Raw genomic sequence first — 14,234 nt, 5'->3', positions numbered from 1 at the left:
TCCGGAGCGATTCGGCGTGAAGCGCGCGCTGATCACCGGAATCACCGGCCAGGACGGCTCCTATCTCGCCGACCTCCTGTTGGACAAGGGCTACGAGGTCCACGGCATCGTCCGCCGCAGCTCGACCTTCAACACACGCCGGCTCGACCACATCTACCGCGATCCGCACGACGCCGGGCGGCGGCTGATCCTGCACTACGGCGATGTCAGCGACGCGAGCCGGCTGGTGACCCTGCTGGCACGCATCCGGCCGGACGAGGTCTACCACCTGGCCGCGCAGTCCCATGTACGGGTGAGCTTCGACGAGCCGGAGAACACCGGCAACATCACCGGGATCGGCACCACCCGTCTGCTCGAAGCCATCCTGATGTCGGCGCGGGACATCCGTTACTACCAGGCCTCGTCCTCGGAGATGTTCGGAGCGACCCCGCCGCCGCAGAACGAACACACCGCGTTCCACCCGCGCAGCCCGTACGGCGCGGCCAAGGTGTACAGCTACTGGATGACGCGCAACTACCGTGAGGCGTACGGACTGTTCGCGGTCAACGGCATCCTCTTCAACCACGAGTCGCCCCGGCGCGGCGAGACGTTCGTGACCCGCAAGATCGCCCGAGCGGCGGCGCGCATCAAGAACGGGCTGGAGAAACACCTCTACCTCGGCAACATCGACGCCGTCCGCGACTGGGGATACGCCCCGGAGTACGTCGAGGGCATGTGGCGCATGCTGCAGCGCGACGAACCGGACGACTACGTACTGGCCACCGGAGTCGGCTCCACCGTGCGGGAGTTCGCCGAGCACTGCTTCTCCCACGTCGGCCTCGACTGGCAGAGCCACGTGCGGCACGACGAGGCGTATCTGCGCCCCACCGAGGTCGACTCGCTGATCGGGGACGCCTCCAAGGCGCGTACGGCACTGGAGTGGAGCGCGCGCACCTCGGTGGAGCGGCTGGCCCAGATCATGGTGGACGCCGAGCTCGCCCGGCTCGGGGCCAGCGGCCGAGAACCGTCGAACGTCCTCCCCTTCGCGGATTCCCGGGCACACCACGAGCAGACTCGGAGCCGTCTGTGACCCCACCCGACCGCACCGCCTGGCGCACCGCGCTCGACCGGCGCTCCCGTACGGCAGGGATCGGCGGGCTCGCCCAGCGCCTGCGCCACCCCGTCAGGACCACCTACCCGACCACCCGCGCACTGCGCGCGCGACGACACCGCGGCGAGGGAGCGCCCTCGACCGCGAAGACCTTCTGGGGCCGCGAGATGTCGATCGCGCTCCCCGAGGAAGTGTCCATCTCCCTCCACCGGTACGGCTTCGTGGACTACGACCTCACCGCGTTCCTCCTCTCCCATCTGCGCCCCGGCTCGACCGTGCTCGACGTCGGCGCCCACATCGGCTACTACACGATGTGGGCGAGCGACCTGGTCGGCCCCGACGGCACGGTGATCGCTTTCGAGCCGACCCCCTCGACGCTCTCGGTGCTGCGGATGAACGCCGCCCGCCTGCCCAACGCCTCGGTGGTGGCCGCGGCGGCCTGGTCCAAGAAGGAAGAACTCGTCTTCTTCGACCACGGGCTCGGCTACAGCGCCTACAACTCCGCCTTCGAGGCACGGCTGCCCGACGCCGTCCGGTCGCGGATCCCCTCCGAGCCCTTCACCGTGCAGGCGATCAGCCTGGACGACTACGTACGCGCCGAGGGCATCGATGCCGACTTCATCAAGATCGACACCGAGAGCGCGGAGGCGCACGTCCTGACCGGCATGCACGACCTGCTCTCCGGACAGCGGCCCGTCATCTCGCTTGAGGTGGGCGACCTCGACGTGGCCGGCGCGCCCTCCAGCCGGGAGCTGGTGGACACGCTGACGGCGGCGGAGTACGAGCCGTGGGAGCTGCGCGGCGGAACCCCCGTGCCCCACCGGCCGCAGAAGCACTACGAGTACCAGAACCTGCTCTTCGCACCGGCGGGCCTGTGGCACTCACCCGACACGAGGAGTCCGCATCACCATGCATGACCTGATCATCCGAAACGGCTCCGTGTGCGATGGATCCGGCATTCCCGCACGCATCGCGGACGTCGCCGTGGACCACGGTGTGATCGCCAAGGTCGGGCGGGTCACCGGCCGGGGCCGCACCGAGATCGACGCCGAGGGCCACCTCGTCACCCCCGGCTTCGTCGACATCCACACCCACTTCGACGGGCAGGTCAGCTGGGACCCCCAGCTCACCCCGAGCTGCTGGCACGGGGTCACCTCGGTGGTCATGGGCAACTGCGGGGTGGGTTTCGCGCCCGCCCGGCCCGACCGCCACGACTGGCTCATCGGTCTGATGGAGGGCGTCGAGGACATCCCCGGCGCATCGCTCTCCGAGGGCATCACCTGGGAGTGGGAGACCTTCCCCGAGTACCTCGACGCCGTGGAGCGCGTACCCCGGGTGCTCGACGTGGCCGCGCAGGTCCCGCACGGCGCCCTGCGCGCGTATGTGATGGGCGAGCGGGGCGCCGACAACGAACCGCCGACCGAGGACGACCTGCGCCGGATGTGCGCGCTGGTGCGCGAGGGACTGGACGCGGGCGCCATCGGTTTCTCCACCTCGCGCACCCTCACCCATCTCGCCATCACCGGTGCCCCGGTGCCCGGCACCTTCGCCGCCGAGGACGAGCTGTTCGCGCTCGGCGGTGTGCTCGGCGAGGCCGGGACCGGGGTGTTCCAGCTGGTGCCGCTGGGGGCGGGCGGCGAGAAGGTCGACGACCCGCTCGGCGAGATCACGTGGATGCGCCGGCTGTCGGCGGCGGTCGGGCGCCCGGTCACCTTCGGGCTGTTCCAGAACGACAACGACCCCGACGGCTGGCGGGAGTTGCTGCAGATCGCCGAGGACGCGGTGGCGGACGGCGCCGACCTGCACCCGCAGGTGGCCGGGCGCCCGTTCAGCGTCATCATCAGCCTGGACTCCACCCACCCCTTCCACAAACGGCCGTCCTACAAGAGGATCGCCCATCTGCCCGCGCACGAGCGCCGGGTGGCGATGCGCGATCCCGCGCTGCGCGAGCGGATCCTCGCCGAGCAGCCGGAGAACGCCGACCCCCGCTCCGCGCTGTTCCCGCAGGGCTACGAGCGGCACTTCCCGATGGACGCGACCGCACCGGACTACGAGCCCGCGGCCGACCGGTCCTTCCACGCCCTCGCCCAGCGCACCGGGCAGGACCCGGAGGCGCTGATCTACGACTTCCTCACCTCCGAGGAGACCAGCGGCATGATCTTCCGGCCGCTGCTCGGGTACACGGAGTACACACTCGACCCGATCCGCGAGATGCTGCTGCACCCCCAGGCGGTCCTCGGCCTCAGCGACGCCGGCGCGCACTGCAGGCTCATCTGCGACGCCAGCACACCGACGTCGATGCTGACCCACTGGGCCCGCGACCGCAGCCGGGGAGCGCGGCTCCCGCTTGAGTACGTCGTCAGGAAGCAGACCTGGGAGCCCGCGCGGCTGTACGGGCTGCGCGACCGGGGGCTGCTGCGCCCCGGCTACCGGGCCGACATCAACGTCATCGACCTCGACCGGCTCAGCCTGCGCTCCCCCGAGTTCGTCCACGACCTCCCCGCGGGCGGCGGACGGCTGATCCAGAAGGCGGACGGCTACGCGGCGACGGTCGTCGCGGGCGAGATCATCTTCCGCGACGGCGAGGCGACCGGCGCACTGCCCGGCAAGCTCGTCCGCGGCACCCGGTCGGCCCGGGCCGCGCGGTGACCGCGCACCCCCGTCCCGTACCAACAGGGCGGGCGGACAAGGCGAACGAAGGACGTCAAGCTACAGAGGGGACCACGCCGTGACCGACGTTTCCGAAGCGCTCCGGCTCGACAATTCCATGAAGTTGCTCGCCCGCGGCCGCCTCGTCGACGCGACGCTGTCCGAGAAGGACTACGTGATCGAGCGCGACCGGCTGGTCGACGGCGCCTACCCCGTCTACGGCGAGCGGGCCAGGGGCGCCCGCATCTGGGACGCCGACGGCAACGAGTACCTCGACTACATCCTGGCGTACGGCACGATCATCCTCGGGCACGCGGACCCGGCGGTGACCGAGGCCGCTCTCCGGGAGATCGAGGAGGGCTTCTCGATCACGCTCCGCAAGCGGACGCAGATCGAGCTCGCCGAGCGGCTGGTGCAGATCATCCCGGGCGCCGAGCGGGTGTTCCTGCTCAAGACCGGGTCGGACGCCACCAGCGCGGCGGTCCGCCTCGCCCGCGCGTACACCGACCGCGACCGTGTCGTGCGCTGGGGCTACAACGGGTGGCACGACTGGGCCGCGCAGCGCCCCGGCGGGATCCCCGACACGGTGCGCACCCAGGTCGACACCTTCCGGTACAACGACCTCGACAGCCTGCGCGAGGTCTTCCGCGCCCACCCCGGCCAGGTGGCCTGCCTGCTGCTGATGCCGTTCGAACTCGACAGCCCCGAGCCCGGTTTCCTCCAGGGCGCGGTCGATCTGGCACACGAGCACGGGGCGCTGGTGGTCTTCGACGAGATGCGCTCCGGCTTCCGGGTGGCCCTCGGCGGCGCGCAGGAGCTGTTCGGCGTACAGGCGGACCTGGCCACCTTCAGCAAGGCGATGGCGAACGGCTGGGCGGTGTCGGCGCTGACCGGCCGGGCCGAGGTGATGGCGATGGTCGGCCGGACCCACATCTCGTCCACGTTCTACTCCAACACCGTGGCGATGGCGGCGGCGGTGGCGACGATGGACCAACTCGCCGACGGGACCGTCCTGGAGAGGGTGCGGCGGCTCGGCGTCCGCCTCCAGAGCGGCCTCGACGAGCTCATACGCCGCCACGGCGTCCCGGCCCAGGTGCGCGGTGTGCCGCAGATGCCGTTCCTCACCTTCTCCCACCCCGACCCGGCCCGCGCGCGCCTCATGCAGGACACGTTCTTCACCCACACCACCCGTCGCGGTGTGCTGCTGCACCCGACCCACCACTGGTTCATCTGCGCCGCCACCACCGACGCCGACCTCGACCACACCCTGGCGGCCTGCGACGAGGCGTTCCGCGCCGCGGCGAAGGTGGCGTGAGCGTGGTGGACACCCAGCAGGCGATGCGGGCCCGCGTACGGGCCAAACTCGCGCACCAGTTGCAGGAGGAGGAGCCGAGCCTGCCCTGGCTGAGCGACACCGAGCCGCTGGCGCCCGCCGGAGTCGACTCGGTGCAACTCATCTCGGTGGTCGGCCAGTTGGAACAGGAGCTGGGCGTGGCGCTGCCGGACGACGCCGTCCTCGAATCGGCGAGCATCAGCTCGCTCGCCACCGCACTGACCCGGGGAGAGCGCCGATGAGCGGCACACGCGCCATGGTCGCCGTCACCGGTCTCGGGGTGTGCGGCCCGGGCGGGGTCGGCGTACCCGCACTGTGGGAGGCACTGTCCACCGGCAGGGCCCACCACCCGTCCCTCACGGATTTCGACGCCACCGGGGCCACCCTCGGCGCGGCGGGGCAAGTCCCGGGACACACCGGCGGGGACGGCGTCTGGCGGGCCCTCGACCTCGCCGAGACCGCCGTACGGGAAGCCCTCGACGGCGTCGACCGCGAGCGCGTCGCCCTCGTCCTGGGCACCACCGACCCCGGGGTGGTCCCGCCCCGGCCCGGGCACTTCACCGGCGACCTGGCCGGGGCCTGCGCGGAGCGGACCGGACTCGGCGGCGAAGCCCTGACCATCGCCAACGCCTCCGCATCGGGCGCCGCGGCCATCGCGGTCGCCCGCGACCTGGTGGCCCTCGGCGAGGCGCCCGTGGCCGTGGTCGGCGGCGCCGACGCCGTGACCGACATGGCCTTCCTGGGCCTCAACTCGCTGCGCACGCTCGGTCCCAAGGGCTGCCGGCCCTTCAGCACCGAGCGGCGCGGCATCGGCGTGTCCGAGGGCGCCGCGGTGCTCCGGCTCGAACCGCTCGACGACGCCGGGCCGGACGCCACCGCACCACTGGCCGTCCTGGCCGGCTGCGGGCTGACCAACGCCACCGGCCACCTCGCCGCCCCCGGGGCCGACGGCATCGAGCTGGCCGTACGGCTCGCCCTGGCCGACGCGGGCCTCGCCCCCGAGGACATCGACTTCGTCAACACCCACGGGCCGGGCACCCGGCGCGGCGACACCGCCGAGATCGAGGCGCTGCGCGCGGTGTTCGGCCCCCGGCTGTCCTCGATCCCGGTCAACAGCGTCAAGGGCGTCCTGTGGCACCTCCAGGGCGGCGCGGGCGCGGTCGAGGCCATGGCCTGCGTGCTGTCGCTGGCGCACGGCGCGGTCACCCCGACGTGGGGCGCCGAGCCGGTCGACCCGATCTGCGCCGATCTGGACCTGGTCCTGGAGGACGGCCCACGGCAGCTGCCGGACCTGCGGACCGCGCTCAGCGTGTCCTGCGGTCTGGGCGGGATGAACACCGCACTCATCTTCCGGAGGCCCTGATGGACGACTCGGTCGTGATCACCGCCGTGGCCTCGGGCGAGGTCGACACGGCGGAGCTGTGGGACGCGCACACGGCGGGCGCGGACGGCTGGCGGGACGTCAACAAGTGGACGCGGGAACTTCCCGAGCGCATCGCCGAGTTGGCCGGCCATGCCCTCGCCGGGGCGGGCGCTACGGACCCGGGCGACACCGCCTGCGTCATCGGCTCGGTGTACGGGGCGGGGCATGTGGCCGAGACCATGCGCGCCCGGCTCGACGCGGGCGCCCGCTCCTCGCTGGCACCCGAGTCGTTCCTGTACTTCAACGCGCACGGCGTGACGTCGCTGGTCTGCCTGCGCCACCGGCTGCGCGGCTACTGCGCCACCGTGCTCGGCCCGGGCGCCGGGCTCCAGGCCCTCGCCCTCGGGCAGCGCAGGCTCCGGCTCGCGGGCGACGGCCCGGTGCTGTGCGGCGCGTACGAGATGCTCAGCCCGGCCGCCGCACGCGCCCGGGGCAGCGACCCGGTGACCGGCTGGGCCGCCTTCCTGGTCCTGGAGACGGCCGCGCGGGCCCATGAGCGGGGCGTCCGCGTACTGGCCCGGCTCGGCCCCGTCCAGACGTGTCCGCCCCCGTCGGAGCGGTCGGCCGACATCCGCGCGACCGCTCCCCTGGCCGAGCTGGCCACGGTGCTCACCGACGACGGCGCACCCGCCACGACGACCGTCGCGGCGGCAGGGCGGCGGCACGGCTACCGCTGCACCGCCTACAAGGAGGGATGACCGTGGACGACACACTGGTGGACGTCCTCGCGGGGCACCGCCGCGCCGGGCGCGGCGACCGCCCCGCCCTGGTGGACCAGCGGCGCTCGGTGACGTACGCGGAGCTGGAGCGCGACGTCACGGCCCGTGTGCGTGAGTTGAGATCAGCGGGTGTCGGCCCGGGCACCCGGACCGGCGTCGTCCTGACGTCGTCGCTGGAATCGGTGGTCGACTTCGCCGCCGCGACCTCCCTGCACGCCGCCGTGCTCGTACTCCAGGAGCGGGCGGGCGAGGCGGAGCGCTCGGCCGCGCTGGCCGACTTCGGCGCCGAACTGAGCATCGACGCCGTAGGGGTGACCCGGCTGCGGCCGCCCCGGCCCGGCCGGGGCGACCCGGCCTTCGCGGTGACGAGCTCGGGCACCAGCGGCCGCCCCAAGGTGATCTCCCGCGAGTGGTCCGGCACCCTGCACAACTCGGCCACCTTCGCGCGGGGTGTCGGCATCGACGCCGACGACGTCGTGCTCACCACCAGCCCGCTGGGCCACAGTTACGCCATCGAGGCGGGCACTCTGGCCGTCCTGTCGGCCGGGGCCTGCCAGGTCATACCGTCCGGGCCGCTCACCCCGGCGAGGGCAGCGGCCCTCGCCGAGCGCCACCGGCCCACCGTCCTGCAGAGCGTTCCGCTGATCCTGGACTGGTGGGGCCGGGGCGGCGTGCCGCACACCGGGTCCTGGAAGCGGTGCGTCAGCGCGGGCGAGGCCCTCCCGGCCCAGGCGGTCACCGCCTGGCACGACGCGGGCGTCACCGTGTACGACCACTACGGCAACTCCGAACTCGGCCAGCTCACCCTCCACCCGGCCGGAGGCGGCGGCAGCGTCGGACACCCGCTGCCCGGCGTCAAACTCAAGGCGGGCGGGGCCGAGCCCGGGCCTGTGGTGGCGTGCTTCCCCGGCCTGTCCCCCGTACGGATGGAGGAGGGGCACCCGGTGCCGCTCGCCGACAACGAGGGCTGGGTCGCCACCGGCGACCTCGGGGTGCTCGACGACGGCGGGCTCCGGCTCACCGGCCGCAGCGACCTCGTCATCAACATCGGCGGGAACAAGGTCTCCCCCCTCGAAGTGGAGACCGTTCTGCGCGCCCTGCCCGGGGTCAACGACTGCGCCGTGGTGGGGCGGCCGGGGCCCTCGGGCGAGAACCAGGTATGGGCCTTCGTCGAGGCCGGCGCCGAGGAGTTCGACGCCGCGATGCTGCGCCGCCGGGCGGGCGAACTCCTCATGACGGTCAAGGTCCCCTCGGTGATCCGCCGGGTCGACCAGCTGCCCCGGACGGGCAGCGGGAAGATCCGCCGGGGTCTGCTGATCGAGGAAGGCGCCTGACACACCGTCAACCAGGCCCACTTCGCGCCCGACCCATCGACACACAACGGCAACAGGAAGAGAAGGACATGACCAACGGTGCCGACGCACAGCCGATCGACCGCGAGCACGTCATGGAGCTCATCACGACCGTGCTCGCGGAACGCCCTCATCTACCCGACCAGCTCAGCGAAACCACCACGCTCGACGAGATCGGAATGGACTCGCTCGACCTGATCGTGGTCCTCTCCCGCTTCGAGGAGAAGTGGGGTGTGCCCTACGGCGGCGAGGAGACCGACGGCACGGCCTTCGACAACCTCGGGCACCTGGCCGACACCCTGGTCGCCCGCGCGCGGAACGCCGGGCGAGAGCTGCGGTGACCGCCACGATGACCCCGCGGTTCGACCAGTTGGGCGCGCTGGGGTGGCAGGACCGCGCGCTGGACGGGCTCAACTGCGTACTGCGCTGCGTCGAATCCGTGCTGCACTTCCGGGGTCTCGGCCCGCTGGCTGTCGCCCGCGCGCTCAACGGCCCCCTCGACCCGGTCGGCCGCGATCTGGCGAAGGACTTCGACGGCTGCCGGGTGGACTACCGCACCGAGTTCGACGACGGCAGCCGCAACGTGCCGTTCGTCCTGGAGCGCCTCGGCGCGGGCGAGCCGGTGATGGTGCTGCCGGACCGCTTCCATCTTCCCGGTGACGTGTACGAGGGTCGCTTCCACTTCCACGACCACGCGGTGCTCGCGGTGGACTGGTCGTCGCGGGACAGCGTCATGACCGTCCTGGACACCGACGCCGACCCGGCCGACGGCTTCCGCCGGCGCTGGACGCTGACACCCGCGCTGAGAGCCCTGTTCACCTGGGTGGGCACGGTCACGGTCACCGACGCGCCGGACCACCGGGGCCCGCAGGAGTACTTCGCCGAGCGGCTGCAACGCGACACCGCGCTGCTCTCGGTGGGCGCGGACGCCCTCGGCGCCCTCCTCGACGAACTCACCGAGAGCGGCCTGGGCGCGGTGACGGCCAGAGCCCTGCACGTCCTGGTCCTCGGCGACATCCAGCCCCAGCTGTTCATCTACGCCAACGCGCTCGCCGTGGCACCCGCCCCCGGCGAACCGCTCGCCTTGCCCCCGGAGTTGGCAGCCGTACGTAAAGCCGCACTCGACGCCCGGGTCCACGCCAAGCGCCTCGGCATCGCGCTCATCGCGGCGCACGAGAAGCCGGACCCGCTCGCGGTGTATCCGCGCGTCCTGGAGCTGAGCCGTCCGCTGCGCACCGCGCTCGACCGGCTGCGCGAGGCCCTGGTCGCCGCGGGCGGCCAGGAAGGACCGGCCGACCCCGGCGCGTCCGCGCGGCTGCGCGCCCGGTTCGCGCAGATGGAGAACACCTGCTTCCCCGTCCGCGAGGAAGCGGCGCCGTGAGCGCGCAGGTGGCCCTGGTGACCGGAGGGTCCGGCCCCCTGGGCCGGGCGATCGCCCACTCCCTGGCCCTGGCGGGCTACGCCGTGGGGGTGCACGCGCACCGCAACGAGGAGGCCGCGGCGGCCGTGGTCGACGACCTGCGCGCGGCGGGCGCGGAGGCACTCGCCCTGACCGCCGACCTGTCCCGCCCGCACAGCGGCGAGCACGTGGTCGGGCGGGTCGTGGAGGAGTTCGGCCGGCTCGACGCGCTGGTGGTCAACGCCGGGGTCCACCGCGACCGGCTGCTCCTGAACGTGGCCGAGGACGAGTGGGAGGACCAGATCGCGGTCAATCTGAGCGGCGCGTTCCGCTGCCTCCAGGCCGGGGTGAAGGCCATGACGCGGCACGGGGGCGGGCGGATCGTCCTCGTCTCCTCGGTGGCGGGACTGCGCGGTCAGCCCGGCCAGGCGGCGTACGCGGCGAGCAAGTCCGGCCTGCACGGGCTGGCCTGGACGACCGCGAAGGAGTACGGCCGGTACGGGATCACCTGCAACTGCGTGGCTCCCGGACTGATCGCCGGCACACCCGCCCACCACGGCCTGTCCGCCAAGGCCCGGGACGGCGTCCTTGAGCGCACACCGCTCGGCCGGGCGGGCCGCGTCGACGAGATCGCCTCGGTGGTGGGCTTCCTGTGCTCTCCCCCGGCGTCCTACGTGTCCGGGCAAGTGATCGCGGTGGACGGCGGGTTGACGGTATGAGGACGACCGACGAGCAGGAGGACATGTGACCGAGCGAGTGTTGTTCTTCCCCTGGGGCTGGGGAGGAGGCGCGGCCTACACCGGCCGCTGTCTCGCCCTGGCCTCGGCTCTGACCGGGGCGGGCGACGAGGTGGCGTTCGCGGACTGCGGCATCAACGCCATGGTGCGCGAGGCGGGGTTCCCGGTCCTGGAATCCGAGCCCGAGGCGCCTCGGCCGCCCGACCGGCACCCCATGCCGCCGTACCTGCCCTTCGCGGACGTGGAGCGCGTGTTCGCGGTCGCCGCGACCTACCACCGCGTCGAGCGCGTCCAGCGCCGGATCGCCGCCGACGCCCGGCTGATCGAGGCGTTCCGGCCGACGCTCGTCGTCATCGACATGTGCCCGACCGCGGCCCTCGCCGCACGGGCCGCGGGCATTCCCGTGGTCTCCCTCGCCGACGCGGACTTCATCACCCCGCGGGCGAACGGGTGGATGCCGTGGTCCACGGTGGCGCCGCGCGATCTGCTGCCGCACCCGTCGAGCCTGCCGGTGTGGGACCGGGTCTCGCGCGAGCTGGGCCTGGGCCCGGTGGCCCGCGCCGAGCACCTGCTGTGGGGCGAGGTCACCCTGGTGTCCAGCCTGTCCGCCCTGGAACCGGTCGACGGGTCTCCGCACCGGGGCGCGCTGCACTTCGTCGGGCCGATGTACTGGAACCCTGCGGTGGCCTCCGACGGCCCCGCTCCCCCGCGCACCGACCGGCCGAAGGTGTACGTCACCATCGGCAGCGGCGGCACGGTGGGCCGCCAGGCGCTGCAGAACGTACTGGACGCCTGCGCGGACCAGCCGTGGAGCGTGTTCGTGTCCAGCGGATTCGCCTTCGAGGGCGGCCTCGCGGTGCCCGACAACGTCGTGGTGGCGGGCTTCACCGGCCTGGACACACCGCTGGAGTGGGCGGACGTGGTGGTCGACCACGGCGGCTCGGCCACCGTGCTCGCCACCCTGCTGCACGGCAAACCGCAGGTCGTGATGCCGTTCATGTCCGAACAGGAGATGAACGGGCGGCAGTTGGTGGAGGACACCGGATCCGGCGTACTGCTGCGGACCAGTGAGACCACCCCGTACGGCCGCCTCACCTTCAGCGACCGCTACTCCGGCCCGTCCGACCAGCCGTGTGTCGGCGCCGACGACGTCCGCAAGGGCATCGCCGAGGTGCTCGGCGACCCCGCGTTCACCCGACGCGCCGCACACTGGGGTGCCCGTCTGCGCGAGTGCCGTGAGGCGACGGACCTGGTCGCGCTGGCTCACTCCGCCCTCTCGCCGATGACGGAGGCGGGCCGATGAGCGCCGGGATGGTCGTGGGCATCGTGGGCTGCGGTCAGATCGGCGCGATGTACGCCGAACACCTCGACGCGCTGGGCTCGTACCGGGTGGTCTGCGTGGACGCGGACCCCGCCCGCGCCGAGAAACTGGCGCAAGACGCGCCTTCGCGGACCGTCGCGGACTCGGTCGGGGAGTTGGTGTCCGGCGGCTGTGACGCGGCGCTGGTGACGTCCGCCACCACCAGCCACCCGGAGCTGGTGGGCGCGCTGATCAACGCCGGTATACCGACCCTGTGCGAGAAACCCCTGACCATCGACCTCACCCGCACGGAGGCACTGGGCACACGGGCCGAGCAGCGCGGTGTGCCGTTGTGGGTGGGCTTCCAGCGCCACTTCGACCCGGGCTTCGCCGATCTACGGGCCCGTACGGCGGGCGGGGAGCTGGGGCGTGTGCAGTTGCTCCGGCTCGTCTCGCACGATGTGTCCATGCCGCCCGTCGCGCGGTTGCGCGAGAGCGGTTCGATCTTCACCGACCTCATGCTCCACGACTTCGACATGGTGCGATGGCTCACCGGGCGCCGGATCGTCCAGGTCGTCGCGGACGGCTCGGCGCTGTCCGGCCCGGGCCTCGCGGACATCGGTGACTTCGACACGGTCACGGCGACGGTCCGCCTCGACGACGGCACGCTGGCCGCGCTCTCGGCCGGCCGGTGGCAGCCGGTGGGCTATGACGTACGAGCCGAAGTCCTGGGCGAGAAGGGCAACTTGCAGGCCGGGCTGACCCGCGCGGAGACACCCGGCACGGGCAGCGTGGAGACCTCGCGGTTCCGGGGGTACTGGGACCGGTTCTCCACCGCCTACCGCGAACAGGTACGGGCGTTCCTGACCATGGCCGCGGGCGGCCCCTCCACCCCGGCGGCGGGCGGCTGGCGCGACTCGTACGAGGCGCTGCGCTGCGCGCTGGCGGCGGAACGGTCGGCCAGAACGGGTTCGGTACCGGTGACGCTCTGAACACGGCCGCGGCCGGTGAGCCCGGCCAAGTCAACAACCCCCATTGCCGCCTTGAACCTTGATACGGCGACTCTGCGAAGGGAAAACCATGAGCAAGATCCGCGTGGCCATCGCCGGCATCGGCAACTGCGCCGCCTCGCTCGTCCAGGGAGTGCACTACTACGCCGACGCGGACCCCGCACTCCGCGTCCCCGGCCTCATGCACGTCGAGTTCGGCGGGTACCACGTACGCGACCTGGAGTTCGTCGCGGCGTTCGACGTGGACGCCAAGAAGGTCGGCCAGGACCTCTCCTCCGCCATCTCCCAGTCCGAGAACAACACCATCCACATCTGCGACGTCCCGCCCACCGGCGTCACGGTGCAGCGGGGGCCCACCCTGGACGGGCTCGGCCACTACTACCGCGAGACCATCACGGAGTCGGCCGAGGACCCCGCCGACGTCGTCGCCTTACTCCGCGCCACCGAGGCCGACGTCCTCATCTCCTATCTGCCCGTCGGCAGCGAGGAGGCCGACCGGTTCTACGCCCAGTGCGCGCTCGACGCGGGTGTGGCCTTCATCAACGCGCTCCCCGTGTTCATCGCCTCCGATCCGCGGTGGGCGGCGAAGTTTACCGAGGCGGGGGTGCCGATCATCGGTGACGACATCAAGTCGCAGGTCGGCGCCACCATCACGCACCGGGTGCTGGCCCGCCTCTTCGAAGACCGCGGCGTCCACCTCGAACGCACCATGCAGCTCAACGTCGGTGGCAACATGGACTTCCTCAACATGCTCGAACGCAAGCGACTGGTCTCGAAGAAGACGTCGAAGACCCAGGCGGTGACCTCCCAGCTCGACCACACGCTGGGCAAGGACGACGTCCACATCGGGCCGTCGGACCACGTGCCGTGGCTCGACGACCGCAAGTGGGCGTATGTACGCCTGGAGGGACGCGCCTTCGGTGACGTACCGCTGTCCCTGGAGTACAAGCTCGAAGTCTGGGACTCGCCGAACTCGGCAGGCGTCATCATCGACGCCGTACGCGCGGCGAAGATCGCGCTGGACCGGGGCATCGGCGGGCCGCTGCTCGCGCCGTCGTCGTACTTCATGAAGTCACCGCCCCGGCAGTACCGCGACTCGGAGGCCTTCGACGCCGTCGAGGCGTTCATCGCCGCATCCCCTGACGAACGAGCACATCCGTGACCCACCGAGGGCTCCCGGAGCGGGACCCTACGCGGACCGAGGAAGAAGAGGGCACCAGTC

General features: G+C 72.2%; 14 protein-coding genes. All 14 read left to right on the top strand.

What is annotated here, in order from left to right; translation table 11 throughout:
• Positions 1-16: 16 nt before the first annotated feature.
• The 14 genes from gmd (at position 17) to ACZ499_RS24515 (ending at position 14,174) form a co-directional block, all read left to right on the top strand.
• A complete protein-coding gene (gene gmd / locus ACZ499_RS24580) occupies positions 17-1,069 on the top strand; it encodes a GDP-mannose 4,6-dehydratase (RefSeq protein ID WP_468677942.1) in 1,053 nt (350 codons plus the stop codon).
• On the top strand, positions 1,066-2,007 hold the full coding sequence (locus tag ACZ499_RS24575) for an FkbM family methyltransferase (protein WP_468677940.1): 942 nt from the start codon (positions 1,066-1,068) through the stop codon (positions 2,005-2,007). Before gmd ends, ACZ499_RS24575 begins: the two co-directional genes overlap by 4 nt.
• On the top strand, positions 2,000-3,739 hold the full coding sequence (locus tag ACZ499_RS24570) for an N-acyl-D-amino-acid deacylase family protein (protein ID WP_468677938.1): 1,740 nt from the start codon (positions 2,000-2,002) through the stop codon (positions 3,737-3,739). The genes ACZ499_RS24575 and ACZ499_RS24570 overlap by 8 nt, the downstream gene beginning before the upstream one ends.
• 79 nt (positions 3,740-3,818) lie before the next feature.
• Positions 3,819-5,054, top strand: coding sequence for an aspartate aminotransferase family protein (locus ACZ499_RS24565; RefSeq protein WP_468677936.1), 1,236 nt, complete (start codon positions 3,819-3,821; stop codon positions 5,052-5,054).
• Positions 5,051-5,314 carry an acyl carrier protein gene (locus ACZ499_RS24560; protein ID WP_406340773.1) on the top strand — a complete coding sequence of 88 codons (264 nt, stop codon included), beginning with the start codon at positions 5,051-5,053 and terminating at the stop codon, positions 5,312-5,314. The genes ACZ499_RS24565 and ACZ499_RS24560 overlap by 4 nt, the downstream gene beginning before the upstream one ends.
• On the top strand, positions 5,311-6,435 hold the full coding sequence (locus ACZ499_RS24555; protein WP_468677934.1) for a beta-ketoacyl synthase N-terminal-like domain-containing protein: 1,125 nt from the start codon (positions 5,311-5,313) through the stop codon (positions 6,433-6,435). The genes ACZ499_RS24560 and ACZ499_RS24555 overlap by 4 nt, the downstream gene beginning before the upstream one ends.
• Complete coding sequence (locus tag ACZ499_RS24550) at positions 6,435-7,193, top strand: 3-oxoacyl-ACP synthase (protein WP_468677933.1); 759 nt, start codon at positions 6,435-6,437, stop codon at positions 7,191-7,193. Before ACZ499_RS24555 ends, ACZ499_RS24550 begins: the two co-directional genes overlap by 1 nt.
• Positions 7,190-8,548: a class I adenylate-forming enzyme family protein gene (locus tag ACZ499_RS24545; RefSeq protein ID WP_468677931.1), complete on the top strand. Its 1,359-nt coding sequence runs from the start codon at positions 7,190-7,192 to the stop codon at positions 8,546-8,548. Before ACZ499_RS24550 ends, ACZ499_RS24545 begins: the two co-directional genes overlap by 4 nt.
• A gap of 68 nt (positions 8,549-8,616) precedes the next feature.
• A complete protein-coding gene (locus tag ACZ499_RS24540; protein ID WP_468677930.1) occupies positions 8,617-8,907 on the top strand; it encodes an acyl carrier protein in 291 nt (96 codons plus the stop codon).
• Positions 8,904-9,947, top strand: a complete 1,044-nt coding sequence (locus ACZ499_RS24535) for a cysteine peptidase family C39 domain-containing protein (protein ID WP_468677928.1) — start codon at positions 8,904-8,906, stop codon at positions 9,945-9,947. The genes ACZ499_RS24540 and ACZ499_RS24535 overlap by 4 nt, the downstream gene beginning before the upstream one ends.
• The gene (gene fabG / locus ACZ499_RS24530) at positions 9,944-10,684 is read left to right on the top strand and encodes a 3-oxoacyl-ACP reductase FabG (RefSeq protein WP_468677926.1); all 741 of its coding nucleotides are present in this window, start codon (positions 9,944-9,946) and stop codon (positions 10,682-10,684) included. The genes ACZ499_RS24535 and fabG overlap by 4 nt, the downstream gene beginning before the upstream one ends.
• A 25-nt stretch (positions 10,685-10,709) precedes the next feature.
• Positions 10,710-12,005 carry a glycosyltransferase gene (locus ACZ499_RS24525; protein WP_468677924.1) on the top strand — a complete coding sequence of 432 codons (1,296 nt, stop codon included), beginning with the start codon at positions 10,710-10,712 and terminating at the stop codon, positions 12,003-12,005.
• Positions 12,002-12,994 carry a Gfo/Idh/MocA family protein gene (locus ACZ499_RS24520; RefSeq protein ID WP_468677922.1) on the top strand — a complete coding sequence of 331 codons (993 nt, stop codon included), beginning with the start codon at positions 12,002-12,004 and terminating at the stop codon, positions 12,992-12,994. The genes ACZ499_RS24525 and ACZ499_RS24520 overlap by 4 nt, the downstream gene beginning before the upstream one ends.
• Before the next feature lie 88 nt (positions 12,995-13,082).
• Positions 13,083-14,174: an inositol-3-phosphate synthase gene (locus tag ACZ499_RS24515; RefSeq protein WP_468677920.1), complete on the top strand. Its 1,092-nt coding sequence runs from the start codon at positions 13,083-13,085 to the stop codon at positions 14,172-14,174.
• Positions 14,175-14,234 lie beyond the last annotated feature (60 nt).

It is taken from the genome of Streptomyces sp. NPDC031265 (genome assembly GCF_055570295.1).
Note: the sequence above shows the minus strand (reverse complement) of the source record. Positions and strands in the feature narration are given on the sequence as shown.

What these genes read in the sequence shown, in the direction of transcription:
- ACZ499_RS24570 (WP_468677938.1), top strand. Translation starts at nt 2,000, where the DNA reads ATGCATGACCTGATCATCCGAAACGGCTCCGTGTGCGATGGATCCGGC.
- ACZ499_RS24555 (WP_468677934.1), top strand. Translation starts at nt 5,311, where the DNA reads ATGAGCGGCACACGCGCCATGGTCGCCGTCACCGGTCTCGGGGTGTGC.
- ACZ499_RS24550 (WP_468677933.1), top strand. Translation starts at nt 6,435, where the DNA reads ATGGACGACTCGGTCGTGATCACCGCCGTGGCCTCGGGCGAGGTCGAC.
- ACZ499_RS24545 (WP_468677931.1), top strand. Translation starts at nt 7,190, where the DNA reads ATGACCGTGGACGACACACTGGTGGACGTCCTCGCGGGGCACCGCCGC.
- ACZ499_RS24540 (WP_468677930.1), top strand. Translation starts at nt 8,617, where the DNA reads ATGACCAACGGTGCCGACGCACAGCCGATCGACCGCGAGCACGTCATG.
- ACZ499_RS24520 (WP_468677922.1), top strand. Translation starts at nt 12,002, where the DNA reads ATGAGCGCCGGGATGGTCGTGGGCATCGTGGGCTGCGGTCAGATCGGC.
- ACZ499_RS24515 (WP_468677920.1), top strand. Translation starts at nt 13,083, where the DNA reads ATGAGCAAGATCCGCGTGGCCATCGCCGGCATCGGCAACTGCGCCGCC.